The 25,214-nt window shown below is 65.3% G+C and carries 24 protein-coding genes, 1 tRNA gene and 1 pseudogene; 20 read left to right on the top strand and 6 right to left on the bottom strand.

Annotation, left to right across the window (positions count from 1 at the left end):
• Nucleotides 1-6: 6 nt before the first annotated feature.
• From V3G39_14140 to V3G39_14070, 15 genes are all read left to right on the top strand, one after another.
• Nucleotides 7-1,962, top strand: a complete 1,956-nt coding sequence (locus tag V3G39_14140; protein ID XAS75780.1) for a TIGR03960 family B12-binding radical SAM protein — start codon at nt 7-9, stop codon at nt 1,960-1,962.
• Nucleotides 1,963-1,974: 12 nt separating this feature from the next.
• Nucleotides 1,975-2,712 carry a TIGR03936 family radical SAM-associated protein gene (locus V3G39_14135; protein XAS78247.1) on the top strand — a complete coding sequence of 246 codons (738 nt, stop codon included), beginning with the start codon at nt 1,975-1,977 and terminating at the stop codon, nt 2,710-2,712.
• Between the two features lie 319 nt (nt 2,713-3,031).
• Nucleotides 3,032-5,635, top strand: coding sequence for an Rne/Rng family ribonuclease (locus tag V3G39_14130; GenBank protein XAS75779.1), 2,604 nt, complete (start codon nt 3,032-3,034; stop codon nt 5,633-5,635).
• A 114-nt stretch (nt 5,636-5,749) separates the two neighbouring features.
• Nucleotides 5,750-6,070 carry a 50S ribosomal protein L21 gene (gene rplU, locus V3G39_14125; GenBank protein XAS75778.1) on the top strand — a complete coding sequence of 107 codons (321 nt, stop codon included), beginning with the start codon at nt 5,750-5,752 and terminating at the stop codon, nt 6,068-6,070.
• Between the two features lie 67 nt (nt 6,071-6,137).
• Nucleotides 6,138-6,410, top strand: coding sequence for a 50S ribosomal protein L27 (gene rpmA, locus V3G39_14120; GenBank protein XAS75777.1), 273 nt, complete (start codon nt 6,138-6,140; stop codon nt 6,408-6,410).
• A 78-nt stretch (nt 6,411-6,488) separates the two neighbouring features.
• Entirely contained in the window at nt 6,489-8,042 is a 1,554-nt protein-coding gene (gene obgE / locus V3G39_14115; protein XAS75776.1) for a GTPase ObgE, read from the top strand.
• Between the two features lie 13 nt (nt 8,043-8,055).
• A complete protein-coding gene (gene proB, locus V3G39_14110; protein XAS78246.1) occupies nt 8,056-9,189 on the top strand; it encodes a glutamate 5-kinase in 1,134 nt (377 codons plus the stop codon).
• A gap of 206 nt (nt 9,190-9,395) precedes the next feature.
• A complete protein-coding gene (locus V3G39_14105; GenBank protein XAS75775.1) occupies nt 9,396-10,052 on the top strand; it encodes a VTT domain-containing protein in 657 nt (218 codons plus the stop codon).
• A 52-nt stretch (nt 10,053-10,104) separates the two neighbouring features.
• The gene (locus tag V3G39_14100) at nt 10,105-11,388 is read left to right on the top strand and encodes a glutamate-5-semialdehyde dehydrogenase (GenBank protein ID XAS75774.1); all 1,284 of its coding nucleotides are present in this window, start codon (nt 10,105-10,107) and stop codon (nt 11,386-11,388) included.
• 46 nt (nt 11,389-11,434) lie between these two features.
• On the top strand, nt 11,435-11,629 hold the full coding sequence (locus V3G39_14095; GenBank protein XAS75773.1) for a hypothetical protein: 195 nt from the start codon (nt 11,435-11,437) through the stop codon (nt 11,627-11,629).
• Nucleotides 11,630-11,643: 14 nt separating this feature from the next.
• A complete protein-coding gene (gene nadD, locus V3G39_14090; protein ID XAS75772.1) occupies nt 11,644-12,234 on the top strand; it encodes a nicotinate-nucleotide adenylyltransferase in 591 nt (196 codons plus the stop codon).
• Complete coding sequence (gene rsfS / locus V3G39_14085; protein XAS75771.1) at nt 12,235-12,588, top strand: ribosome silencing factor; 354 nt, start codon at nt 12,235-12,237, stop codon at nt 12,586-12,588. It abuts the gene before it with no gap.
• A 16-nt stretch (nt 12,589-12,604) separates the two neighbouring features.
• Nucleotides 12,605-13,231, top strand: coding sequence for a histidine phosphatase family protein (locus tag V3G39_14080; GenBank protein ID XAS75770.1), 627 nt, complete (start codon nt 12,605-12,607; stop codon nt 13,229-13,231).
• Nucleotides 13,232-13,241: 10 nt separating this feature from the next.
• Complete coding sequence (locus V3G39_14075) at nt 13,242-13,745, top strand: DUF4442 domain-containing protein (protein XAS75769.1); 504 nt, start codon at nt 13,242-13,244, stop codon at nt 13,743-13,745.
• A 69-nt stretch (nt 13,746-13,814) separates the two neighbouring features.
• Nucleotides 13,815-13,887 (top strand) — tRNA-Ala (locus V3G39_14070).
• Nucleotides 13,888-13,986: 99 nt separating this feature from the next.
• Here the strand turns inward: V3G39_14070 and V3G39_14065 are convergent.
• Entirely contained in the window at nt 13,987-15,492 is a 1,506-nt protein-coding gene (locus V3G39_14065; GenBank protein ID XAS78245.1) for a SulP family inorganic anion transporter, read from the bottom strand.
• A 199-nt stretch (nt 15,493-15,691) separates the two neighbouring features.
• Between V3G39_14065 and V3G39_14060 the strand changes: the two genes are divergently transcribed.
• The 3 genes from V3G39_14060 (at nt 15,692) to V3G39_14050 (ending at nt 17,572) form a co-directional block, all read left to right on the top strand.
• The gene (locus V3G39_14060) at nt 15,692-16,105 is read left to right on the top strand and encodes a MerR family transcriptional regulator (protein ID XAS75768.1); all 414 of its coding nucleotides are present in this window, start codon (nt 15,692-15,694) and stop codon (nt 16,103-16,105) included.
• An 88-nt stretch (nt 16,106-16,193) separates the two neighbouring features.
• Nucleotides 16,194-17,123, top strand: a complete 930-nt coding sequence (locus tag V3G39_14055) for a hypothetical protein (GenBank protein ID XAS75767.1) — start codon at nt 16,194-16,196, stop codon at nt 17,121-17,123.
• Nucleotides 17,120-17,572 (top strand): GntR family transcriptional regulator, encoded by a 453-nt coding sequence (locus V3G39_14050; protein XAS75766.1) that lies wholly within the window; start codon nt 17,120-17,122, stop codon nt 17,570-17,572. Before V3G39_14055 ends, V3G39_14050 begins: the two co-directional genes overlap by 4 nt.
• Here V3G39_14050 and V3G39_14045 read toward each other — a convergent pair.
• Nucleotides 17,537-18,682 (bottom strand): acyl-CoA dehydrogenase family protein, encoded by a 1,146-nt coding sequence (locus V3G39_14045; GenBank protein ID XAS75765.1) that lies wholly within the window; start codon nt 18,680-18,682, stop codon nt 17,537-17,539. The genes V3G39_14050 and V3G39_14045 overlap by 36 nt on opposite strands.
• Nucleotides 18,683-18,731: 49 nt before the next feature.
• Nucleotides 18,732-19,925 carry an acyl-CoA dehydrogenase family protein gene (locus V3G39_14040; GenBank protein XAS75764.1) on the bottom strand — a complete coding sequence of 398 codons (1,194 nt, stop codon included), beginning with the start codon at nt 19,923-19,925 and terminating at the stop codon, nt 18,732-18,734.
• A 200-nt stretch (nt 19,926-20,125) separates the two neighbouring features.
• Between V3G39_14040 and V3G39_14035 the strand changes: the two genes are divergently transcribed.
• On the top strand, nt 20,126-20,623 hold the full coding sequence (locus tag V3G39_14035; protein XAS75763.1) for a DUF427 domain-containing protein: 498 nt from the start codon (nt 20,126-20,128) through the stop codon (nt 20,621-20,623).
• Nucleotides 20,620-20,985 carry a GntR family transcriptional regulator gene (locus tag V3G39_14030; GenBank protein XAS75762.1) on the top strand — a complete coding sequence of 122 codons (366 nt, stop codon included), beginning with the start codon at nt 20,620-20,622 and terminating at the stop codon, nt 20,983-20,985. Before V3G39_14035 ends, V3G39_14030 begins: the two co-directional genes overlap by 4 nt.
• A gap of 4 nt (nt 20,986-20,989) precedes the next feature.
• Here V3G39_14030 and V3G39_14025 read toward each other — a convergent pair whose 3' ends face one another.
• The 3 genes and pseudogenes from V3G39_14025 to V3G39_14015 form a co-directional block, all read right to left on the bottom strand.
• Entirely contained in the window at nt 20,990-22,240 is a 1,251-nt protein-coding gene (locus V3G39_14025) for an acyl-CoA dehydrogenase family protein (GenBank protein ID XAS75761.1), read from the bottom strand.
• Nucleotides 22,241-22,283: 43 nt separating this feature from the next.
• Complete coding sequence (locus V3G39_14020) at nt 22,284-23,621, bottom strand: acyl-CoA dehydrogenase family protein (GenBank protein XAS75760.1); 1,338 nt, start codon at nt 23,619-23,621, stop codon at nt 22,284-22,286.
• 198 nt (nt 23,622-23,819) lie between these two features.
• Nucleotides 23,820-25,210: pseudogene (locus tag V3G39_14015) on the bottom strand (malate synthase A).
• Between the last annotated feature and the right edge of the window lie 4 nt (nt 25,211-25,214).

The raw sequence follows: 25,214 nt of genomic DNA, 5'->3' as shown, positions 1-25,214 counted from the left end.
ACGGGTATGCAGGGTGAGTCCATCTACTACGACCTCGAACCGCTCCTGGAGCAGGTGAGCAAGCCGATCCAGTATGTCGGCGGCGAGCTCAACTCCACGTGCAAGGAGTGGAACTGCGGGGGATTCGATGATCAGGGCCGTGAGCGGACGGTTCGGTGGTCGTTGATGTACCCCGATGCCTACGAGATCGGCGTGCCGAACCAAGGCGTCATGATCTTGTACGAGGTGCTGAACGAGCGCTCGGACACCCTGGCCGAGCGCACGTATTCGGTGTGGCCCGACATGGAGGCAGCGATGCGGGCCGCCGGCCTGCCGCAGTTCACGGTCGACGGTCACCGCCCGGTCGGGCACTTCGACGTCTTCGGGCTCTCTTTCGCCACTGAGCTGGGCTACACCAACATGCTCACCGCGCTGGATCTTGCGGGGATTCCGCTGCATGCGGCCGACCGTGGCCCCGACGATCCGATCGTGATCGCCGGGGGGCACGCGGCATTCAACCCCGAGCCGATCTCCCAGTTCATCGATGCCGCGGTCGTCGGCGACGGTGAAGAGGCGGTCCTGGCGATCACCGACCACATCGCGGCCTGGAAGGGTGCGGGGCGCCCCGGTGGGCGCAGCGAGTTGCTCCTGCGGTTGGCGCGTACCGGTGGTGTCTACGTACCGGCCTTCTATGACGTCGACTACCTGCCCGACGGCCGAATTCAGCGGGTGGCACCGGCCGCCGACAAAACCGGTGTCCCATGGCGCGTCTCCAAGCACACCGTGATGGACCTGGACGCCTGGCCGTACCCCAAGCAGCCGCTGGTTCCGTTGGCCGAATCCGTGCACGAGCGGATGTCGGTCGAGATCTTCCGCGGCTGCACCCGAGGGTGCAGGTTCTGCCAGGCCGGCATGATCACCCGCCCCGTCCGGGAGCGCTCCATCACCGGTATCGGCGACATGGTCAAGAAGGGTCTCGACGCGACCGGTTTCGAAGAAGTGGGCCTGTTGTCGCTGTCCTCGGCGGATCATTCCGAGATCGCCGACATCGCCAAGGGTCTGGCGGACAGGTACGAAGGCACCCAGACGGGGCTGTCGTTGCCTTCGACACGGGTCGACGCGTTCAACATCGATCTCGCCAATGAGCTGACCCGCGGTGGCCGACGCTCCGGGTTGACGTTCGCTCCGGAGGGCGGCTCGGAACGCATCCGCAAGGTCATCAACAAGATGGTCAGCGAGGACGACCTCATCAAGACCGTTGCGGCTGCCTACGGCGCTGGATGGCGGCAGGTCAAGCTCTACTTCATGTGCGGCCTTCCGACGGAGACCGACGAGGACGTCCTGCAGATTGCAGACCTTGCCAAACGGGTGATCGAAACTGGCCGCGCGGTCAGCGGGCGGCGGGACATCCGGTGCACGGTCTCCATCGGCGGATTCGTTCCGAAACCGCACACTCCGTTCCAGTGGTGCGCGCAGCTGGGCCCTGAGGAGACCGACGCCCGCCTGGCCAAACTGCGGGTGGCCATCCGGGCCGACAAGAAATACGCGTCCGCGATCGGCATCCGCTATCACGATGGCCAACCCGGTCTGATCGAAGGACTTCTCTCGCGTGGTGATCGTCGGGTCGGTCCCGTGATCGAGGCGGTATGGCGGGCCGGCGGCCGGTTCGACGGGTGGAGTGAGCACTTCTCCTTCGAGCGTTGGATGAGCTGTGCCAGTGAGGTATTCGCAGATTCTGCGGTCGACATCTATTGGTACACCGTCCGGGAGCGCACCGAACACGAAGTGTTGCCGTGGGACCACCTGGACTCCGGCCTGGACAAGGACTGGCTGTGGCAGGACTGGCAGGACGCGCTGGACGAGACCGAGGTCGAGGACTGTCGGTGGACCCCGTGCTTCGACTGCGGCGTGTGTCCTCAGATGAACACCGAGATCCAGGTCGGCCCGACCGGCAAGAGGTTGTTGCCGCTGACGGTCGTCTGAGTCCCCGTGCCAATCCGTCAACGGGTCCCGGAGGGGCCCGTACCGGACCCGGCGGTGCAGAAGCTGCGCATTCAGTACGCCAAACGCGGTCGAATGCGTTTCTCCTCTACCCGGGACTTTCAGCGTGCGTTGGAACGCGCCATCCGTCGGGCGGGCATCCCGATGGCATTCTCGGCCGGGTTCCATCCGCACCCGCGGATCAGTTACGCCAATGCCGCCGCGACCGGAACTGCCAGTGAGGCGGAGTACTTCGAGCTGCAACTACGTGAGCGACGAGACCCTGAGGCGGTGCATCACGAGCTGGATGACGCCCTGCCCGGTGATCTGGCAATCGTCGCGGTGTGCGAGGCGCAGAGCGGCGCGTTAGCAGATCTGCTCGAGGCGAGCGACTGGATGCTGCAGTTCGCTGATGTCGATTGCGACACCCTGTCCGGTGCGCTGGCGAAACTGCTGGACAGCGGGCAGGTGGAGGTCACCCGGATGATGAAGAGCGGCCCGCGCACGTTCGATGTGCGTGCGGCCATCCTGAGCGCCGACACCACTCGTTCCGCACCGCCGTACCTCTCGGTGTTGACGGTGCAGCTGCGACATCTCACCCCATCGGTACGCCCTGACGACGTGCTGGCCGCTCTGGCACAGATCGCGGACCTGCACCCGGTGCGCTCGCCGCTGGTTACCCGGCTACGACAGGGTCCGCTGCAGGTGGATGGGAGCATCGCGGACCCCCTGACCGCGCAGCGCGCCGATTGACCGGGCCACCCTGCTGAGCGCAAACGTCCCGAGTGGGCGGCTGGTGTGTGAGATGATCATCGAGGTCACCAGGTGTCGCACAACGCGCAGGGTGCCCCGTCCCGACGGACGTCTCGCCCGGCTCCGAACCGCCGGATGCGCGTCACGTTGAGGGACGACGGCCAACCGGTGCCGCGCTTTGCGCGAGCCGATCGTGCCGCAACAGCCGACTTTCTCGGTCGCGCACGACGCGACCGGCCTGTACCCGCTTCACGCGGGCGTGCGGACCCCCCGGTCCCCGTGTTGTGGACGCACCGTGTGCTGACCAGAAGGAGGCGCGATGGCGCCCCACGATGACAACGACCCATTTGCAGACTCGACGGATTCCGGAAACTCCACGGACTCCGGTTCGCAGCCGACTGCAGCTGCCCCCCCTACGTCCGCCATCCCATCATTCGGGTTGTTGTTCCAGGCGCCCGACACCACCCGGCGGGCACCGCGTCTAGCGCCGCAGCGACCGGCATCCCCAGACAGCGATGCCGGCGATGCCAGCGAGGCCAGGGACAGCAGGGAATCCAGGGATAGCAGGGACTTCGCCGACAACGGCGATTCCTCGAGCACTGAGACTGATCGTTCCCCGTCGGGTGCCGATGGCGACGGTGACGATGAACCGCGGGCCCGCCGTCGAGGCGGCCGCGGGCGCAAACCCAAGGCAGACGGCGGTCCTCCCGACGCCGATCAGGGCGCTCCGAAGCAGACGAAACAGGATGGTCCGAAGCGCAGCGGTGTATCGCGCGGCGTCAAGGCTGCGGATTCGACGTCGACCGATGAGGGCGACGAGGTCGAGGATCAGGATGCCGGTAGCGAATCAGCCGTATCCGAGGATGCGAACGGCCCCGAGGATTCCGACGGCGCGGCGGAGGGCGATGGTCGCAAGCGCACCCGTCGTCGCCGTCGCAGCGGAGCCGGATCCGACAGTGAGGATCCTCCCGGCACCGTGACCAGGGTCCGTGAGCCGCGCACGAGTCGCGACGAGGTCACTTCCATCAAGGGATCCACTCGGCTGGAGGCCAAGAAGCAGCGCCGTCGCGAAGGCCGGGAGGCCGGACGGCGCCGGACGGTCATTACTGAGGCGGAGTTCCTGGCCCGCCGCGAAAGCGTCGAGCGCATCATGGTGGTGCGTGAACGTGAGGGTCGCACGCAGATCGGTGTGCTCGAGGACGGTGTGCTCGTCGAGCACTACGTGTCACGCAACTCCGCGCAGTCCTCGATGGCCGGCAATGTGTACCTGGGCCGCGTGCAGAACGTGCTGCCCAGCATGGAAGCCGCCTTCGTCGACGTCGGTCGTGGCCGCAACGCCGTGTTGTACGCCGGTGAGGTCAACTGGGACGCCGCCGGCCTGGAGAACGGCCAGGCCCGGCGGATCGAGCATGCGCTCAAGTCCGGCGAATCGGTGCTCGCCCAGGTCACCAAGGACCCGATCGGGCACAAGGGGGCGCGGCTGACCTCTCAGGTTTCGCTGCCCGGGCGGTTCCTGGTCTACGTGCCGGGCCACGCGATGACGGGGATCTCCCGCAAGTTGCCCGACGTCGAGCGCAACAGACTGAAGAAGATCCTGAAAGAGGTCGTGCCGTCCGATGCTGGGGTGATCGTCCGTACTGCGGCCGAAGGCGCCAGCGAGGTTGACCTCAAAGCCGACGTCGAGCGGTTGCAGGCGACCTGGGAAAAGATCCAGAAGGACGCCAAATCCGGCCACGCACCCGCGTTGCTGCATGGCGAGCCGGATCTTGCACTGCGGGTCATCCGCGACGTGTTCAACGAAGATTTCGTGAAGTTGGTCATCTCCGGTGACACTGCCTTCGATCAGGTGCACCACTACCTGCAGGCGATCGCCCCGGATCTGGCCGGACGGCTGGAGAAGTGGACCGGTCAGCAGGACCTGTTCACCGTGCACCGCGTTGATGAGCAGCTGTCCAAGGCCATGGACCGCAAGGTGTGGCTGCCCTCGGGTGGTTCCCTGGTCATCGACCGCACCGAAGCGATGACGGTGATCGACGTGAACACCGGCAAGTTCGTCGGCTCCGGCGGCAACCTGGAGGAGACGGTCACCAAGAACAACATCGAGGCTGCCGAGGAGATCGTGCGGCAGCTGAGATTGCGCGATATCGGTGGCATCATCGTCGTCGACTTCATCGACATGGTCCTGGAGGCCAACCGCGATCTGGTGGTTCGCCGACTGCTGGAATGTCTGGGTCGCGACAGGACCAAGCACCAGGTTGCCGAAGTGACGTCGCTCGGGCTGGTGCAGATGACCCGTAAGCGGGTCGGGTCGGGGCTGATCGAGGTGTTCTCCGAGGAATGCACGGCATGCGGGGGGCGCGGGTTGATCGTGCACGACACTCCCGTCGACAAATCCGGCGGCAGCGACGGAGGTTCCGGCCAGCGCGGCGACCAGTCCGGCACCAACAACTCTGCAGGCAATGGCGGCGGCAGCAACAACGGCAGCAACGGTGGCCGCGGCCGGCGGTCCAAGGCACGACCGGAGCCGGTCGTCGAGGCTGCGCCGCCATCCTCGGGTCCGTCAGCCGCTCAGATCGCAGCAGCTGCTCACGCGGCGGCCGTCACTGCTGGCGAGAAGGCCGACGACGTCGCCAAGGAGTCGATCGAAGCAGTCCATGCAGAGGTGCGTCGCGTTGAGGCCTCGGCCGGTCCGGCGCCCCGGGCAGAGCCTGCTGTGCAGCAACAGACGACCCGGGTAGCGGCTGACGCAGCGCCGGAGGTCGGCTCGGCGCCGGCTGTTGAGCCGGTCGCGCAGACAGTTGCTGCTGGTCCGCCCGCACGGCGCAAACGCAAGCGCGCCGTAGCCCCTGCCGGTCGGCCGGTCATCGCAGACTCGCCGGTGGCTGCTGTTGACGGGCCGACCCGGGCTGCGGTGAATTTGTAAGCCCCATCATCTGACCAGTAAGATCAAAGGCTGGCGCTCCCACCGTTTCGACGTCCTGCTCCGCAGGGTTGCTGTTGGCCGGTCATACCAGAGCGAGTGCGCCATGACGAAAGGTTGAGTTCCGACGTGTACGCGATTGTTCGCGCAGGCGGCCGCCAGGAGAAAGTTTCCGTGGGCGACGTCCTCATCATTGACAAAATCACCGTGCAGGCCGGCGAGAGCTTCGAGCTCAAGCCGCTGCTGCTGGTAGACGGCGAAACCATCACCAGTGACCCCGCGAAGTTGGCGCAGGTCACCGTGAAGGCCGAGGTGATCAAGTCCGCCAAGGGCCCCAAGATCACCATCATCAAGTACAAGAACAAGACCGGTTACCGCAAGCGCCAGGGTCACCGTCAGCCCCTGACACAGGTCAAGATCACCGAGATCAATTCTTGAGTCTGGTCTGATCGACTCCTTCTCTCCTTCGCACGCAGGTTTCCTCCACACGTAAGGCTCCAGACACATGGCACACAAGAAGGGCGCATCGTCCAGCAAGAACGGGCGCGATTCCAATGCACAGCGACTCGGCGTCAAGCGGTTCGGCGGTCAGGTCGTTCGCTCCGGCGAAATCATCGTGCGTCAGCGCGGCACCCACTTCCACCCAGGTGTGAACGTCGGGCGCGGCAAGGACGACACCTTGTTCGCCTTGGTCGCCGGCGCGGTCCAGTTCGGTCAGAAGGGCGGTCGCCGCACCGTCAACATCGTCGACGCCCAGTTGCAGGACGTCTCCGCCTAAGCCGTTTCGCACCAGATGTGAGCAGGGGCGGGCCCGATGGGCCCGTCCCTTTCAACTTTTCTCCTTTAAGGATCCATCGTGGCCACCAATTTCGTTGATCGTGTACTACTGCACATGAGTGCCGGTAGCGGTGGTCACGGCGTGGCGTCGGTCAAGCGCGAGAAGTTCAAGCCCCTGGGCGGACCGGATGGCGGCAACGGCGGGCGTGGGGGAGACGTGGTCCTCGTCGTGGACCAACAGTCGACGACGTTGTTGGACTACCATCGCAGCCCACACCGTGCCGGCGGAAACGGTCGGCCCGGTGCCGGCGACGAACGCAACGGTGCCGATGGGGAAGACCTCATCCTGCCCGTCCCGGAGGGCACCGTAGTCACTGATCGTTCCGGCACCGTCCTGGCCGATCTGGTCGGGGCCGGCACCCGTTTCATCGCGGCCCGTGGTGGCCGCGGGGGCCTGGGCAACCGCGCACTGTCTTCACCGCGCCGCAAGGCTCCTGGTTTTGCGCTCCTGGGCGAACCGGGCGATGCGCTGGACGTCGTCCTGGAGCTGAAGACTCTGGCCGATGTGGCGTTGATCGGGTTCCCATCGGCCGGCAAGTCCAGTCTCGTCTCGGTGATGTCGGCGGCCAAACCCAAGATCGCGGACTACCCCTTCACGACCTTGGTGCCCAACCTCGGCGTCGTCACCGCCGGCGCGATGCGCTACACGATCGCCGATGTCCCGGGCTTGATTCCCGGCGCAAGCCAGGGCAAGGGCCTGGGTCTTGAGTTCCTGCGACATGTCGAGCGGTGCTCGGTGTTGGCGCACGTCATCGACTGCGCGACGTTGGAGTCCGACCGTGATCCGCTGTCGGATCTGGACGCCATCGAGCACGAACTCTCGGAGTACGTCGCCGACGATTCACTGGGTGGCCGCCCGTTGGCGGAGCGCACCCGCATCGTCATCCTGAACAAGGCCGACGTACCGGACGCCAGGGAGCTGGCCGAGATGGTACGCGCCGATCTGGAAGCACGCGGGCTGGAAGTGTTCGTCGTATCGGCGGTCGCGCACACGGGTCTGAAAGAGTTGAGCTTCGCGTTGGCGGCGCACGTAGTGGCTGCCCGCAAAGAGGCCGAGCAGATCGTTCCGCAGCGTATTGTGCTGCGACCCAAGGCAGTCGACGACACCGGATTCTCCGTGGTGCGCGAAGAAACACCCGACGGGGAACTGTTCCGGGTCGCCGGTGACCGACCGACCCGATGGGTGCGTCAGACCGACTTCGCCAATGACGAAGCGGTCGGCTACCTCGCCGACCGACTCGCGCGCCTCGGCGTCGAAGAGGCCCTGTTCAAGGCCGGGGCCGTTCCCGGTTCAATGGTGCTGATCGGGCCCGCAGACAACGCCGTCGTCTTCGATTGGGAGCCGACGATGTACTCCGGGGCCGAGCTGCTCGGCGCCCGGGGCTCCGACCTTCGGCTGGACGAGCCGACCCGACCGACGCGAGCTGAGCGGCGTGATGAGTTCCACGCCCGCAAGGACGGACAGCGCGAGGCCCGCGAGGACATGGACGCCGAGCGTCGCGCCGAGATCTGGACCAACCGCGAGCCGGTGGAAGCGCCGGTACCCGCGGGCGCCGACGACGATAGTGACTGAATCCGACGGGGATATCGCCGGTCGTCTACGCGACCGGATCTACGCGGCTTCGCCCCTGGTCGTCAAGGTCGGTTCCAGTTCGCTGACCGACGCCCGCGGTCATCTCGACCCGGGGGCAGTCGCTGCGCTCGTCTCTGCGCTGGCAATGCATCGCGACCGCGGCAGGTCGGTCGTACTGGTCTCTTCGGGCGCAATTGCCGCTGGTATCGGCCCACTGGGGCTGACCGGCCGCCCGAGTGACCTGGCGACGCAGCAGGCAGCTGCCAGCGTCGGTCAGGGGATCTTGTTGGCGGCCTACACCGCGGCATTCGCTGCGCACGGCCAGCAGGTGGGTCAGGTTCTGCTGACTTCTGAAGATGTGACCCGACGAGGGCACTACCTCAATGCCCGTCGGACGCTCGAACGGTTGCTGGCCATGGGTGTCGTGCCGATCATCAACGAGAACGACACTGTCGCCACCCACGAAATCCGATTCGGTGACAACGACCGGCTGGCCGCGCTGGTGGCTCAGCTGATCGACGCCCACGGGCTGTTGCTGTTGTCCGATGTGGACGCGTTGTACGACGGCCCGCCGACCGACGCAAGCAGTAACCGGGTGCCACTGATCGCCCATCCGGATGCGCTGGCCGATATTCCGATCGTCGGTCCCGGATCCAACGTAGGGACCGGCGGCATGGTGACCAAGGTCGAGGCCGCCCGGATCGCGATGTCCTCGGGGATCCCGACGCTGCTCACCGCTGCGTCCAACGTCGAGGCGGCCCTGCGTGGCGGCGATGTCGGTACCGTTTTCGCGCCGACTCACCGGCGGGGTCATGCCCGACGCATCTGGTTGGAGCATGCGACGGCGCCGCAGGGTCGGGTCGTACTGGACGACGGAGCCGTCGCCGCGGTCACCCGGCGCCGCAGATCGTTGCTCCCAGCCGGTATCAAGGCCGTCGAGGGAACCTTCAGCAGCGGTGACGCCGTTGACGTGGTGGACGCTGCAGGTGCGGTCGTCGCACGCGGGCTGATCAACTACGACTCGCGGGATCTGCCGGCACTGCTTGGGCGGAGCACCAGAGAACTGGCCCGGGAACTGGGTCCGGAGTACGAGCGGGAGGTCATCCATATTGATGATCTCGTTGTGTTGAGCAGGAGGACCCCATGACCGGTACGGACCCGTGGTCGGCCAGACCCGACCTGCCGCCGGGGCAGGCACCCGCGTCACCTGGACGTGCGGAGCCGGTCGCACCGGTCGAGCTGCGCAAGCCGACTGACCCCGGTGAACGCCCAGCATCGGCTGAACCAATAGCGTCGGCTGACCAAACAGGGCCGGCAGAGCCGACGCCGCGCGAGTGGTGGGATGACCCTCGCATGCCATGGAGCGGCAAGCCCGGCAAGAAGGATCTCTGGTGCTGGGCCTGTATCGCCCTGCTCGGCCTCTACGGTTTCGCGACCCTGCCGTTGCGCGCCTGGCTACTCGGTCTCAATACCTACGCACTCGCCGCGTTCAGCGGATCGAACATCGCCATGGTCGACATCGGTGCCCGGTTGCGGGTCGGCCACGAACCGTGGTGGTGGGCCGGCCTATTGGTCGGCGCGTTGACATCTATCAAGTTCGACTGGATCTTCTGGTGGGCCGGGCGGTTGTGGGGTCACGGCATCATCGAGGTCGTCGCGGGGCGATCGAAATTTGCTGCTCGCACAGCTTCCGCAGCGGAGCGACTGGCCAAACGCTTCGGTGGTCCGGCCGTGTTCATCGTCTGGTTCATCCCGTTCTTCCCCAGCGCGGTCGTGAACGCCTTTGTCGGAGATGTGGGGATGCGGTTACGCCGGTTCCTGCTGATCGACTTCGCAGCGGCGATCGTCTACCGGGGGTTGTGGATGTTGCTGGGTTACGAGATCGGAACTCCCGCAAAGGACTTCGTCGGTGTCCTCGCGAAGTACAGCAACTACCTCTCCTATGCAGCCATCGCTCTCGTCGTGATCGGATCGATCGTGCGCGGCCAACGGGCCAAGTCTGCCGCGTGAGCGGCCAGCGGAGCACCGAGCAATCAGGTCACCCGGCCCTAGTATTTCCGGCATGACAACCCCCGAGCTGCTACCCGTCGACGACCGAGTGCGAGCCGTCGCACGGCGATCGCGGGTGGCTGCCCGACAGCTGGCGTTGCTGACCCGGGCAGAGAAGGACGCGGCTCTGGTCGCCCTGGCTGATGCCGTGGCCGAGGCGACGGACGCGATCGTCGTAGCCAACGGGTCTGATCTGCAGCGTGCTGCGGACAGCGGTATGCCGCTCAGCCTGCAGGACAGGTTGCGGCTGACACCGGAGCGGGTCGCGGACATCGCACAGGCGCTGCGAGATCTTGCCGGTCTCGCGGACCCGGTGGGCGAAGTGGTGCGCGGGTCGACGTTGGCCAACGGCCTACAGGTCAGTCAGGTGCGCGTCCCGATGGGTGTGATCGGGATGATCTACGAGGCCAGGCCCAATGTAACGGTCGATGCAGCTGGATTGGGGCTGAAGAGCGGCAATGCGATGATCCTGCGCGGAGGTTCGGCGGCGGCCGCCAGCAACGCAGCCCTGGTCGACACCCTGCGCGCAGCACTGCAGCGATGCCACCTTCCTGCTGACGCGGTCCAACTCCTGTGCGGTGAGCGTGACGAGGTTCGCGCCCTGATCACCGCACGCGGGCTGGTGGATCTGGTGATCCCACGCGGCGGAGCGGACCTGATCCAGACGGTGGTGCTCGGCGCGACCGTGCCGGTGATCGAAACGGGGATCGGGAACTGCCATATCTACCTGGACGCAGCAGCCGACCCGGTCATGGCCCGCGCCATCGCCGTGAATGCCAAGACACAGCGTCCCAGTGTCTGCAACGCCGCCGAGTCCCTGCTGGTCCACCGCGACCTTGCCGACGCGGTACTGCCGGCGTTGCTGAGCGAGCTGCACGACGCGGGGGTGGTGCTCGATCTCGACGAGCGCGCCACGACGTATGCAGTGCAGCTCGGTCTGCCGCATCGGCCGGTGACGGAGCAGGCCTGGGCCGCGGAGTTCCACGGGCTGGAGATGAGCGTCGGAGTGGTGGATTCGCTCGCTGCCGCCATCGAGCACATCGATCGTTACGGCACCGGGCACACCGAGGTGATCGTCACTGAGGACCGCTCCAGCGCAGGTCAATTCGTTGCCCGGGTGGATGCTGCAGTTGTCATGGTGAACGCATCCAGCAGATTCACCGACGGCGCAGAGTTCGGGTTCGGAGCCGAGATCGGTATCTCCACCCAAAAGTTACATGCACGCGGTCCGATGGCTCTGCAGGAGCTGACGAGCACCAAATGGGTCGTTCAGGGCGACGGCCAAATTCGCCACTGACACGGGGGGTCTGTCGACGGTCCTGACACCGGCTAACATTCGGTGTATGAAATCCTCGCTCGTCTCTTTTGTGGCGGACAATTCGGTGCCCCCGCTTCGCGAGAACTCACTGCCTATGCCGCACGTCTTCTACGGTGTTATCGCGTTCGGTGTTTTCCTGGCGTTGCTGGCGCTGCTGTGGTCCTTCCGTAACACCGCCGCCAAGCCGCGTCCCCAGTCGGGCCGTAAGAGCGGGCACTGACCATCCGCCTCGGCGTGATGGGTGGGACCTTCGACCCGATCCACCACGGCCATCTTGTTGCAGCCAGCGAAGTGCAGACGTTGCTGGGGTTGGACGAGGTTGTCTTCGTGCCCACCGGTCAACCGTGGCAGAAGGCCAGTCAGCGGGTAACACCTGCTGAGCATCGCTATCTCATGACGGTGATCGCCACGGCCTCCAACCCGCGTTTCAGTGTGAGCCGTGTCGACATCGAGCGCGGCGGACCGACGTACACGCTCGACACGCTGCGTGATCTGTTGCAGCAACGTCCGGACGCGGAGTTGTTCTTCATCACCGGAGCCGACGCGTTGCAGCAGATCCTGTCGTGGCGTGGGGTGGATCAGCTGTGGGATCTGGCCCAGTTCATCGGAGTCACCCGCCCGGGTCACCTGCTGTCCGATGCCGGGCTTCCCCAGGAACGGGTGATCTTGAAGGAGATCCCGGCTATGGCTATCAGTTCGACCGACTGCCGCCGCCGGGTCCAATCGAACCAACCCGTCTGGTACCTGGTACCGGACGGCGTCGTGCAGTACATCGGGAAATACAACCTTTACCGGCCTGGCGCCGGAGAGATCAGGGAGTACTGAGTGGCTGCCACGCAGCAGGCCGTCGAGTTGGCCAAGCAGGCCGCCTCGGCCGCCGAAGAGAAACTCGCCTCATCCGTGGTGGCGATCGACGTGAGCGAGCAGCTCGCGTTGACCGACATTTTCCTCATCGCTGCGGCGAGCAACGAGCGACAGGTCGGCGCCATTGTCGACGGGGTGATCGAACGTCTGCACACGCTGGGCGTCAAACCGCTTCGCCGCGAAGGGCAGCGCGAGGACCGGTGGGTGCTCCTCGACTTCGGTGACATCGTTGTCCACGTTCAACACGAGGAAGAGCGTGAGTTCTACGCCCTCGACCGTCTCTGGCGCGACTGTCCGGTTGTCGAACTCGCCTGATGAGTGAGCTGATCTGATGGACCACCCCGCCGGACCGCCGCGTCGCCTTATTGTGCTGCGGCACGGGCAGACGACATACAACGCGGCAGGCATCTGGCAGGGCCAGCTCGATGCGCCGCTGTCCGATCTGGGACGTGAGCAGGCACGCGAAGCTGCGGCAGCGCTGGCGTCGCTCGGGATCGACACGATCTACGCCTCCGACCTGATGCGGGCGGCCGACACCGCGCGCGCGCTCGGGGCCGCGTGTGGGCTCGAGCCGATCTTCGACGAACGGTTGCGGGAGATCCACGTGGGGGACTGGTCGGGGATGACGACCGTGCAGGTCACCGAGCAGTTTCCCGACGAGCAGTCCGCCATCAACGACGGCCAGGACCTCAAACGTGGCCGCACGGGGGAATCCGTCAGCGACGTGTCCGCCCGGTTGGCAGCGTTCGAGCAGGATGTCCTCGCGCAGCTGGACGAAGGCGTCACGGTGGCCCTGGCAACCCATGGGGTGACCGGCCGCGCCCTCTGCGCCGACCTGTGCGGAATGCCGCAGGGTATCGCCTGGCAGACCTTGAGCGGGCTGCGCAACTGCCATTGGGCCCTTCTGGTGCAGCACCGGACCGGCTGGCGCATCGAGCAGTGGAACGCGCACGCATAATCACAGCTCGGTGAAGTCGCGGAGGCACTTCACCCCCGCGAAGTTGACCAGGATGCTCAACTTCTGGCCGCCGATGCTGGGCGCCGGGATCCGGGTGCAGGAGATCGAGCACGATTGGACTCGGGCGCGGGTGAAGCTGGTGTTGAACCGGCTGAACCGCAACCAGCACGGCACGGCGTTCGGTGGCTCTATCGGAGCAATGACTGATGTCTTCTTGGCGCTGCTGCTGATGCGTCAACTCGGTCAGGACTACACGGTCTGGGATCGGGCAGTACACCTGGAGTACGTCTCACCGGGAGCTGGCACCGTCTACGGGGTGTTCGAGATGCCGCTCGAGGTGGCCGATCAGATTCGTACCAAGTGCGACGCCGGCCAAAAGGTCCTGCACTGGTTCGAGGTCGATCTCAGGCTTGCGGATGGCACCGTGGTCGCGCGTGCCCGCCGTCAGATCTATGCCCGTAAGAAGCGTGCAGCAATGGATCGAGATGCCCTTCCCGCCGCCGGATCGCTGTGACGGGGAGACGATTTGGCGCCAGGTTGGCCGCCGGATAGAGTGTGCCGGTCGCCTGCTGATGTGGGCTTCGGGGCTGTGGCGCAGTTGGTAGCGCACTTCCATGGCATGGAAGGGGTCAGGGGTTCGAATCCCCTCAGCTCCACCCGAGATGACATGCTTCATCGCTGAGAAACCCCGGGCCTCCTGGCCCGGGGTTTCTCAGCGTCCGGCCGCTGATGCGGTGCGAACCTGCATGGCGGCGTTATTCGCCGGCGAGCGTGCCGGTCAGTCGATCGTGTCGGTCGGCGCTGCTCGCATTCAGCCCGACGATGCTCACCCGCTTGCCCTTGCGCTCGTACTTGGTCGTGATCGCGTCCAGCGCTGCGACGGTAGACGCGTCCCAGATGTGGGATTCGCGCAGGTCGATGGTCACCTCGTCCGGATCGGCGGCGTACTCGAACTGGGTATACAGCTCGTTGCTGGAGGCGAAGAACAATTCGCCGGTCACGCGGTAGTGCACGGATACCGTTCCGTCGGCGTGTTCGATGAGCTCCCGGTGGGTCTGGGTCAGGTGCGCGACCCGGCGGGCGAAGAGCGTCATGGCCAGCAGCACTCCCACGATGACGCCAATGGCGAGGTTGTTCGTCGCGACGACGACGACAACGGTCACCACCATCACTGATGTCTCGGATTTCGGCATCCGCCGCAAGGTTGCGGGCCGAATGGAGTGCCAGTCGAAAGTACCGATGGACACCATGATCATCACCGCGACCAGCGCGGCCATCGGAATGATGGCCACGACGTCACCGAAACCGACGACCAGAATCAGCAGGAATACGCCGGCGAGGAACGTGGAGATGCGGGTCCGAGCGCCGGACGCCTTCACATTGATCATCGTCTGACCGATCATCGCGCAGCCACCCATCCCGCCGAAGAAGCCGGTGATGACGTTGGCGGCGCCCTGGCCCCATGCCTCACGGGTCTTCTTCGAGGGGGTATCCGTGACGTCGTCGACCAATTTCGCAGTCAGCAGAGATTCGAGCAGGCCGACGAGGGCCATCGCGAGTGCGTACGGGCCCACGATGCGCAGCGTATCGAGCGTGAACGGCACGTCGGGTATGAAGAAGCTCGGCAGGGACTTGGGCAGCTTGCCTTCATCGCCGACGTTCGGGACCGTCAGCGCAGTGAGGACGGTGAACCCCGTCAGCGCAACGATCGCGACCAGCGGCGCTGGGACAACCTTGGTGATACGCGGTAAGCCGAAGATGATGGCCAGCCCCACGGCGACCATCGGATAAACAGCGAACGGGACGTTGATCAGACGGGGCACCTGCGCCAGAAAGATCAGGATCGCAAGTGCATTGACGAAGCCCACCATTACCGATCGCGGGACGAACCGCATCAGCTTCGCAACTCCGCAGACCCCGAAAAGAATCTGGAGAAGGCCGCCGAGCAGAACGGTTGCGATCAGGTAGTCGTACCCGTGGCTGCGCATGACAGGGGCGATCACCAGTGCGACGGAGCCGGTCGCAGCTGAGATCATCGCGGGACGACCCCCGAGGAAGGAGATCGACACTGCCATGGTGAAAGAAGCAAAGAGGCCGATGCGTGGATCGACACCGGCGATGATCGAGAAGGAGATCGCTTCGGGAATCAACGCGAGCGCGACAACGAGCCCGGCCAGAATTTCCACCCGCAGTAGCTTGGGGGAGCGCAGCGCATTGAGCACCGTGGGCTCCAGGCGGGAATCAGGCAATGTGTCGGGCATCGGTGGGGCGGTGCTCACGATGGGGGCTCCGTTCAAGGGCGCGTCGACTGGTCCCGTAATGAATGAGGGGCGCAACCGAGGTGGTCAGGTGATGTCGGTACACGGGCACGCACAGCGCACTGATGGCCGACAAGTCTGCAGCCAACCCTACCCTTACGTGAGGGTAGAGTTGCCATGATGCTGATGGAAGGGGCCGATAGTGAGCCGAATCACTGACCAGCACGACGGTTCGCCGGCCATGCACATCGGTGAAGTGGCCTCGCGAACCGAGTTGTCACTTCGCAGCCTGCGCCATTGGGATGAAGTCGGGTTACTGCGCCCATCCGGCCGTAGTGACGGCGGATTCAGGCTGTACACCGAGGTTGATGTCGAAAAGATTCTGGTCATCCGTCGGATGAAACCGCTGGGTTTCACCCTCGATGAGATGAAGATTGCGATGAGCGATATCGAGTGCCTCCGAAAGGGTGCGGATGGGCGCGAGGCCGCTATCGGACGTCTGCGCGAGGTCCGACTGGCCGCTGGATCGCGTCGGGCCACGCTGGTGCGGCAACTGGAAATGGCTGACGAGTTCATCGATCTGCTCGGCGCCCAGTTGCCTCCCGTGGACAGCTGAAGCTCGAGCTTGTAACAATTCCTTGACACAAGACGCAAGGGCTGCGACGGTGAATCTTGTCATAGTCGATTGATACAAGGTGGTTCTGATGTCTCCCCATCTATTGGTAGCGATGGTGGTGCTGATCATCGCCATCTCGATCATCGCAATGGTTCTCACCTTCGTGGTGCGAGGCCCGACGGCATTCAACAGGGGAGTGGTCGCTCGACCGCACCTGCGCCGACTGGGTTGGACCACCCGCACACTGCAGTGGCTCGCGGTGCCGGTCGGAATCGCGTTGGTGGCTGCAATGTCGAGCCTCGGAGGTCTGGGTCGCGGAATCCTGATGGTGCCCGTCACCTTCGGTGCGACCCAGATTCTTGCGGTGGTAGTGGCGAACGTCGTGACGCGCAGTTCGGCTCGTACCCCCGGGGTGGCAGCCCTAGAGATTCGGCGGGTGCGCGATCTGATCCCGCAGGCTCTCTCGTGGGCAACGGCGGGAGCTGTCGTCGTGTTGGCAGGACTGCTCACCTGGACGACCGCTGTCGCATCAGCCGATGATCAAGGACGTGCGGGCCGATCCTTCAAATACGCGTGCTCCGACGGGTGCAAGGCAAGCTTTGGTCCATGGCCCGGTTCGTACTATTCGGTGCCCCTCGGGGTCGCGGTCGTCCTGGTCCTGGCCTTTGCCGGGCTCGCGCTGTGGCAGACCGCTCGCCGCCCCCGCAACGGCGCGGACGCGCAGATCGCCATCGTTGATGATGCAATCCGTCGGGGAGCAGCACGTTCCGTGGTGGCAGGAGCCTGTATTGCGGTCTGCGGATCGCTGGTAGGCATTGCCTCCGAAGTCGGAATCCCGTTGATCGGGACGAGACTCGGAGGCGCATTCACCGTGATCGCGTGGGCCACAATTGCTGCCCTGCTGCTCTCTTTGGTCACCTCGATCTGGGCATTGGTGGTCCTTCTGGGGGCCCGGCCGATCGGCAGAAAGTCCGCGGCTACGGAGACTGCGGAGTCCTGGGTGAAGGGCGCGGCATGAGTATCGAGTTGCGGCTCGACGCCACGGACCCCACCCCGCCGTACGAGCAACTGCGACGGCAATTCGTGGATCTCATGGAGTCGGCCGTGTTGACCGAGGGAAGCAGGTTGCCGCCAGTTCGCCAGCTGGCAGCCGACCTGGGGATAGCGACCGGCACCGTGGCCCGGACCTACCGCGAGTTGGAGAAGGCTGGTCTGATCCGTACCCGCCGTGGTGCCGGCACCAGGGTGAGCAGCGCCGCGCAGGTCACCGAGAGCCCGGCTCGCACGCACCGCGTGGAGCAGCTGTTCGTCGAAGCCGTCCAGCGGGCCCGTTTGTGGGGTACGAGCGACGATGAGATCGCCGCTGCGTTCGCTCGCGCGCTGGTCAGTGGACCAGCGCGCGAGCGGCGTGCGTCAATGGCGGCCCAGGTGTCAGTGGTGGACCACGCTGGGGGTCACGAGCGGTGAGTCGGATGCGAGCACGCGGCGGCGAGCGGCGCTGATACCGCCGTACACCTGACTGATCGTCGTCAGCCGGGTCGCGAAGTGACTGATCGGCGTCTCGTAGGTCATTCCGATACCGCCGTGCAACTGCACGACCTCTTCGGCCACGACGCGGGCCGCCTGCGCGATGTACACGTAGGCATCGTCGGCGGTACCGATGAGGTCGATGTCGTCGGTTCCGGCTTCAGCATCGCGTTCGAGGCTTGCGGTCGCCCACAGCGCGACGGACCGGGCCAACTCGACCTCGGCGTAGAGGTCGGCAGCGCGGTGCACGAGTGCCTGGAAGGTCGAGAGCGTCACCCCGAACTGCTTGCGACTCTTCAGGTACTCGATGGTGATCGTCGACGCACGATCCATCAGACCCACAGCCTCGGCGAGAACAGCGACGCGGGCTCGAGCGACAGCGACATCGAACGCGGCTCGAGCAGCGTCACCGGAGGAGCCGAGCAGAATCGCCGCAGAATTTTCGAACGTCACGACGCTGCTGCGGGTCCAGTCCGCGGCCCGCCCGTCCGCGCGGGAGATGCCGTCGGCGTCAGCGGCTACCAGGTAGACCCCGAATCCAGCGTCCCCGGTTGCTGTCACCAGGTAGTGCGATGCCTGATCCCCGTGTGCCACAGCGGTCTTGGTGCCCGACAAGGTGACACCGTTGCCGCTATCGGTGGCCTGGGTCATCGGTATTGCATCCCAAACCCGTCGGGGTTCGCTGTGCGCCAACGCTGCTGTTGCTTCGCCTGCAGCCAGCGCGCTCAGCAGGTCACTACCTTGCGCGGCCTGGCCGATCAGCCAACTCGGCAGGTACACCCCGTCCAGGAACGGTTCGACGGCAGCGTGCTGACCGAGCGCGTAGAGCGCGGCATAGACCTCGCCCGCCCCGGCGTCCAAACCGTCGTGATCCTCGTCGATGGTCAACGCTGCCAGCCCGATCTCGGCCAGCGTGCTGTAGACACCGGCGTCCCAACCGGTGTCACTCGCCGCGGAGGCAGCACGAAAGTCAGGGGTGTATTTGCGGGCCAGGGCGTCCGTGACGCTCGCGCCGAAGGCTTCCTGGTCCTCGTTCAGTGTCAGATCCATGGGGTGCTCTCGCTTGTCATGTCGAAGGATGCGTCCGGCTGAAGTTCCATCACAGGCCCAGCACCGCCTTGGCGATGACGCCGCGCTGAATCTCGTTGGAGCCGCCGAAGATCGACAGCTTCCGCATGTTGAGGTACTGCAGCGCCGCGACGCTGGCGGCGGCTTCGCTGTTGATGCCGACCGGGGTGCCGTCCGTGCCCTCGCTGGCTCCGACGATGACGGAGTCGGTGCCGCCGATATCCATCCGTAGCGCCGTCAGACTCTGCAGCAGTTGAGTGCCTTCCAGTTTCAGCAACGATGAGGCGGGTGCGGGTTTGCCGTCCTTGGACTCGGCCGTGACCCGCAGCTGCGTGGCTTCCAGGGCCAGTAGTCGCATCTTGGCGGTGTGCAGCTCGGAACGGAACTGCGGATCGTCGGCCAGCACACCGTCCTCGAGTTCGGTCTCCTTTGCCGTTTCGACGATCTCGGCAAAGGTGCGCTGACTGGTGCCGACCTGGGCGATGCCGCTGCGTTCGTTGCCGAGCAGGAACTTCGCGTAGGTCCAGCCCTGGTTCTCCTCACCGACCAGGTTGCCGACCGGCACCCGCACGTCGTCGAAGAAGAACTCGTTGACCTCTTCGCTACCGTCCAACAGCTTGATCGGACGCCGTTCGATGCCCGGTGTCTGCATGTCCACCAGCAGGAAGGAGATGCCCTGTTGCTTGCGCTCGGCGCCGGGGTTGGTCCGGGCGAGCAAGAACATCCAGTCGCCATACTGGCCCAGCGTGGTCCAGGTCTTCTGGCCGTTGATGACGTACTCATCGCCATCGCGAATCGCGGTGGTCTTGAGTCCGGCGAGGTCAGACCCAGCCTCCGGCTCAGAGAATCCCTGCGACCACCAGATGTCGAGGTTCGCCGTCCCCGGAAGGAATTTCTCCTTCTGCTCCTGCGTGCCGAACTCGGCGATGATCGGGCCGACCATGCTGACGTTGAAAGCCAGCGGGGTGGGCACGCCAGCGCGCTGCAGTTCCCAGGTGTAGATGTTCTGTTGGGTGGGGGTCAAGTCCCTGCCGCCCCATTCACTCGGCCAGTGCGGAATTGCCAGTCCGTGTTCATGCAGGACCCGCTGGCTGGTCACGATGTCCTCGCGGGAGATGTTGCCCTGCACCACCCGCTCGCGGATTTCGGCGGGCACCTTCTCGTAGAAGACTGTCCGTACTTCCTGTCGGAACTGCTCTTCCTCGGGCGTGTATTCCAGGTCCATCGGGATCCTTCCGGGTCGTCCACCGAGGTGGCACTGCACATAGCTGTAAGCAGCATCTCACTTTGCGTACGCACGAGTAACGTCGCCTACCGCGAAGGCCCGGTTGCTCTCGCTCGACCGGCGCAGTTCGGTGTTGCGAGGCAATGCAGAATGGCGAGGGCAGCGCACATCGGTGAGCCCGTGTCACGAATGGAGCCTCAATGACCTCACGACGCAGGATCGCGCCCGGCCCGGGGCAGGAATCGGTGTGGGACTACCCGCGCCCGCCACGGGTGGAGGCGACCGACGAGTTGGTGCAGATTGTGCTCGGCGGGGTCACCATCGCGAGCACCACGGCCGCATTGCGGGTGCTCGAAACGAGCCATCCGCCGACCTACTACGTACCCGCCCAGCACTTCATCGACGGCGTACTGAAGGCTGTCGGCGGGTCGTCCTATTGTGAATTCAAAGGAATGGCTTCGTATTTCGATCTGGTCGCCGGGGCAGTGGTGGCTCCTCGTGCGGGGTGGACCTACCCGCAGCCGACCCGCGGCTTCGAGCAGTTGCTCGACTACGTGGCGGTCATGCCGGGACAGGTCGACGAGTGTCGCGTGGCGGGCGAACGGGTACGACCGCAGGCCGGGTCGTTCTACGGCGGATGGATCACCGATCGGGTGGTCGGACCGTTCAAGGGCGAACCGGGCACGCTCGGGTGGTGATCGCGGGGCTGCGGATAGACCCTGGCGACACGGCATCGCCGTACGAGCAGATCTGTCGGCAGATCGTGGCCGGTACGACCGCTGGCGAACTGCCACCCGGCACCAGGTTGCCGACTGTACGTGCGCTCGCGACTGGTCTGGGTGTGGCGCCCGGCACGGTCGCCAAGGCCTACACGCGCCTCGAACAGGCAGGTGTGGTGCAGGGCCGCGGCAGGGCCGGCACCTTCATCAGTGCAGGGAGCCAAGAGTCGGGCGCCCTCGCGGTGCAGGCTGCGCGCACCTTTGCCGAGCAGACCAGGGATCTCGGGCTGGGCGCCGATGAACTGCTGGCCATCGCTCGGGCTGCGCTGGAGAACGTGTGACGTGCTATTTGAGCTGGCTGGAGGACAGTCCGAGCAGACGGCGGGCAACGATCAGCAGCTGGATCTGTTGGGTGCCTTCGAAGATGTCCAGGATCTTGGCGTCGCGCGCCCACTTCTCCAACAGCTCGCTCTCTGAATAGCCGCTTCCCCCGGCCAGCTCGATGCAGGACAGCGCGACGTTCACGCAGGTTCGCCCCGCCTTCGCCTTGGCCATCGAAGCCTGCATCGAGTTCGGCTGACCGTTGTCGGCCATCCACGCCGCCCGCAGGGCCAGCAGATACGCCGCCTCATAGTCGGCTTCCATCTGGATCAGCCGCGTCGCGGCGTAGGACTGGGTGCTCAGAGGTGCATCCAGGTCGGGTGTGACGCCTTCCTTTGTGAGTAACCCCGTGGTCAGGTCCAGGCAGGCGCGCGTGAGACCGCAGGCCATGGCCGCAACCAGCGGTCTGGTGTTGTCGAACGTCTGCATGGCGCCGCCGAAGCCGCCCTCGGTGCGGATCTGCGGGTCGCCGAGTAGATCACGAGCAGGGACCCGACAGTCCTGCAGGAGAAATGCCGCAGTGTCGGAGGCCCGGATGCCCAGCTTGTGTTCCAGCCGCACCAGCTGCATACCGGGATTGGCGGTCTCGACAACGAAGGATTTGATCGCCTGTTTACCGAGCGAGCGGTCCAGGGTGGCCCACACAACGACCAGCTCGGCGCGTGAGCCGGCGGTGACGTAGATCTTCTCGCCATTCAGGACGTACTCGTCCCCGTCCCTGGTCGCCGTCGTGCGAAGAGCACCCGAGTCCGATCCGGTGCCCGGTTCGGTGATGGCCATGGCCGCCCAGCGGTTGCCGTACCGCGCTTTCTGTTCATCGTTGGCCACAGCGGCGATGGCGGCGTTGCCCAGGCCCTGGCGAGGTATCGACAACGTCAGGCCGACATCTCCCCGGCAGGTCTGCATGACCGACAGGGCCGAGGAGAGATTGGCGCCGTTCTTGTTGGGTTTGCCCTGCCGGTCGTTTCGACCCGCACCCACACCGGCCGGCTCGGTATCAACCGCAGCGCGCGTGGACCCACTTGCTCCCGCTCCCTGGTTCGCGCCGGCATCGGACATTCCGTCCAGCAACGCCGACAACAGGTCCAGCTCGGTCGGGTACTCATGCTCCGCGAGGTCGTATTTACGGCTGATCGGACGGAACAGGTCATCGGCCAGTGCTGCTGCCTGGGTCAGCAACGGGCGGAACTTCGTGGGGACCTCAAGATCGATCATGGTGTGGTTCCTCTCGTTCGAGGTCGATTCAGACAGGGCCGATTCAGACCAACAGGGTGCCCTCGAGCACACCGGCCCCGCGCAGGTCGCGGTACCAACGCTCGTTGTCGTACTCCTTGACGAAACCGTGTCCGCCCAGCAGCTGCACACCATCCGATCCGACGCGTGTCAGGTACGTCGAGGTGAGGCTTCGCGCATGAGCGATCGAGGCAGCCGGGTCGAGACCGGCGTCCAGTTGTGCGGCAGCCCGCCAGACGACCAGACGGAGCGCATCGACCTCGATCGCGGCGTCGGCGATCGTGAAGGCGACTGCCTGGCGCCAGGCGATGGGCTCACCGAATGCAGTGCGTTGCACTGTGTAGGCCTTGAGGTGATCTACCACCGCCTGCCCGGTGCCGACCGCTGCAGCGGCCCAGGCCAACCGGCTGCGACGGACGGCGTCACGCATGTCCGCTGCAGTGCCCAACACGTTGGAGCTCGGCACCCGTACTGCATCCAGACGCAGTAGTCCCGTTGCCGCGGCCCGGATACCCATGGCGGGGTCATCGCAGGTGGATAGTCCTGGGGTGCCCGGTTCGACCAGGATCAGCCTCGGCTCGCCATCGAGCAGTGCCGAGACGATGTAGAGATCGCACGTTCCGGCGGAAACGACCAGTGACTTCGTTCCGTCGATCACGATGTGCGAGCCCCCTGTGCCCTCCAAACGGGCGGTGGTGAGCGGTTTCATCGGGTCGAAGAGCGGCTGTGACTCCATCAACGCCAGAGCTCCGGTGGCCGGGTCGTCATCGTCGGTGAAGGGCGGCAGAAAGGTCTGCTGCTGAGCGGAATTGCCGTAGTTGACAAGCGCATTCGCTACAGCGGCTGATGACATCAGGGCGACTGCGAGTCCCATGTCCCCGCGCGCCAGCTCCTCCAACACCAACACGCTGGTTACCGCGGACGCTTCCTCGGCCACGCCCCCCAGCTCCGTCGGCACACCGACCAACGTCAGGCCCATCGAGATGGCGTGGATGCGTACATCGGCTGGTATGGCGCGGTCGGTGTCGGCCTGGCCACCCGCGGGACGGATGACTTCGTCAGCCAGTTCTCGGGCAGCCTCCTGAATCATTTCCTGGTCCTCGGACGGTCGCAGGTCGAACTCCCGCCGTCGCGTTGTGCGTTCGGGCCGGTTCGCTGCACCGGATCCGGCTCTGCGGGTAAATGCTCTGCCGGCGGTGGTCTGGGCCTTGAAACCCTGCTGAGCACTCTTGTAGAGGATGCGTTCGACCTTGGCGCGCAGCACGGGGTTCTTCATTGCCTCCAGGCCGCCGGCACGGGCGATCAGTCGTAACCCGAAGGCCTGTCCCCTACCGGCGAGGCTGGGCTTGGTGTGCGTGCTCATCGCGCGGACCTCCTTGGACGAATGGCGCTCTACTTGACGGGCAGTAAAGGAGCCTAGCGGATGCCTGATACGCGCGGTACCGGAAACATGTCGTATCAGTTTCGGGTCGATCGGTCGCGGCACCACCCACCTCTCAAACGGACCGGCCCGACCACTCGGGAGCGGTCGGGCTGGCAGTTCGTAGCTTCAGTTGGTCGGTCAGGGCATCCGCTCATCCGCAGGCAGGGTGAGGAAGTCTGCGTACTCGTCGGCGACCGCGACCTGCAGGAAGGTCTCCTTGGCGGCGGCGTAGTCTCCCGCGTCGCCTGGCAACCCGGTGATGACCTCGTCGACCAGCTGCAGCACCCACTCGCGGGTGATGAGTTTGTCGGTGTCGGCCGTCCGGACCTGGTTCTGGATCTGCTGCCAGATCTGCGATCGGGAGATCTCGGCTGTGGCCGCGTCCTCCATGAGGTTGTTGATGGCTCACCGCCAGGGGTCGAACGCACGTCCAACAGGCCTGCTGCCTGCACATCGACGTCGTCACGGGTCTTGGCCAACTGGTTGGGCCTTCCGCCCAGGACCTTCTCGAAGACCTCGAACCAGGTCTTGACCATAGCCGGATGGGCAACCCAGGAGCCATCGAAGCCGTCATTGGCCTCGCGGGTCTTGTCGGCGGTGACCTTTTCGTAAGCGGCCTGGTTGATCTGCTCGTCCTTGGTCGGTATCTGGGCAGCCATCCCGCCCATCGCCGACGCGCCCCGCTTGTGGCAGGTGTGCACCAGCAACTCGGTGTATGCGCGCATGAACGGCACTGTCATGGTGACGGTGTTGCGGTCCGGGACGATGTAGTTCGCACCACGGGTGCGGTAGGTCTTGATGACCGAAAGAGGTAGTCCCACCGATCCGCGTTCAAGCCCGAGGAGTGGTCGCGCAGCGCGTACAGGATCTCTTCCATCTCGAACGCGGCCGGCAGGGTCTCGATCAGGCAGGTGGCTCGAATGGTGCCCTGCGGAATGTCCAGGAAATTCTGAGCGGTCACGTACGCGCGATTCCAGATGCGGGCCTCTTTGTGGCTCTTCAATTTCGGCAGGTAGAAGTACGGTCCGTGGCCGCGCTCGATCCGCTTGCGGGCGCACGCGACGAAGTACAGCGCGAAGTCCACCAGCGAACCCGATGTCGTCTCGCCGTCCACCAGGATGTGTTTCTCGGGCAGCTGCCAGCCGCGCCGCCGCAGGATGGTAGTGGGCTGCTGGTCGATGGGGACCACCCGGTATTCCTTACCGGCGTCACGGAATTGAGCGCATTGATCGCCATCTTCAGATCTGTGGGCCCGGTCATCTCGACCCGACGGTCGGTCAGGCCTGGCGCGAGGGGGCGACCTGCCAGCTCGCATCCTCGCGGATGCCACGGGTCTCCTGCAGGAATCCGAGGTCCGTGCCGTCAGCAACCTGGGCCACCCGGACTGCGCGCGCAGCGAGCGCGGCGAGACGATCGCCGTTCAACTCCCGGTGCAGGGGCTCCTGAAAGTTGATTTGTTCGGGCGAGTCGCCCCGTTCATTCTGCCGTGCGACAGCTGTGCCGCCCTGTCCAAGGACGGGGCGGCACAGTGGT

The organism is Dermatophilaceae bacterium Sec6.4, from assembly GCA_039636865.1.
In the GTDB taxonomy this organism is placed as follows: domain Bacteria; phylum Actinomycetota; class Actinomycetes; order Actinomycetales; family Dermatophilaceae; genus Allobranchiibius.
Note: the sequence above shows the minus strand (reverse complement) of the source record. Positions and strands in the feature narration are given on the sequence as shown.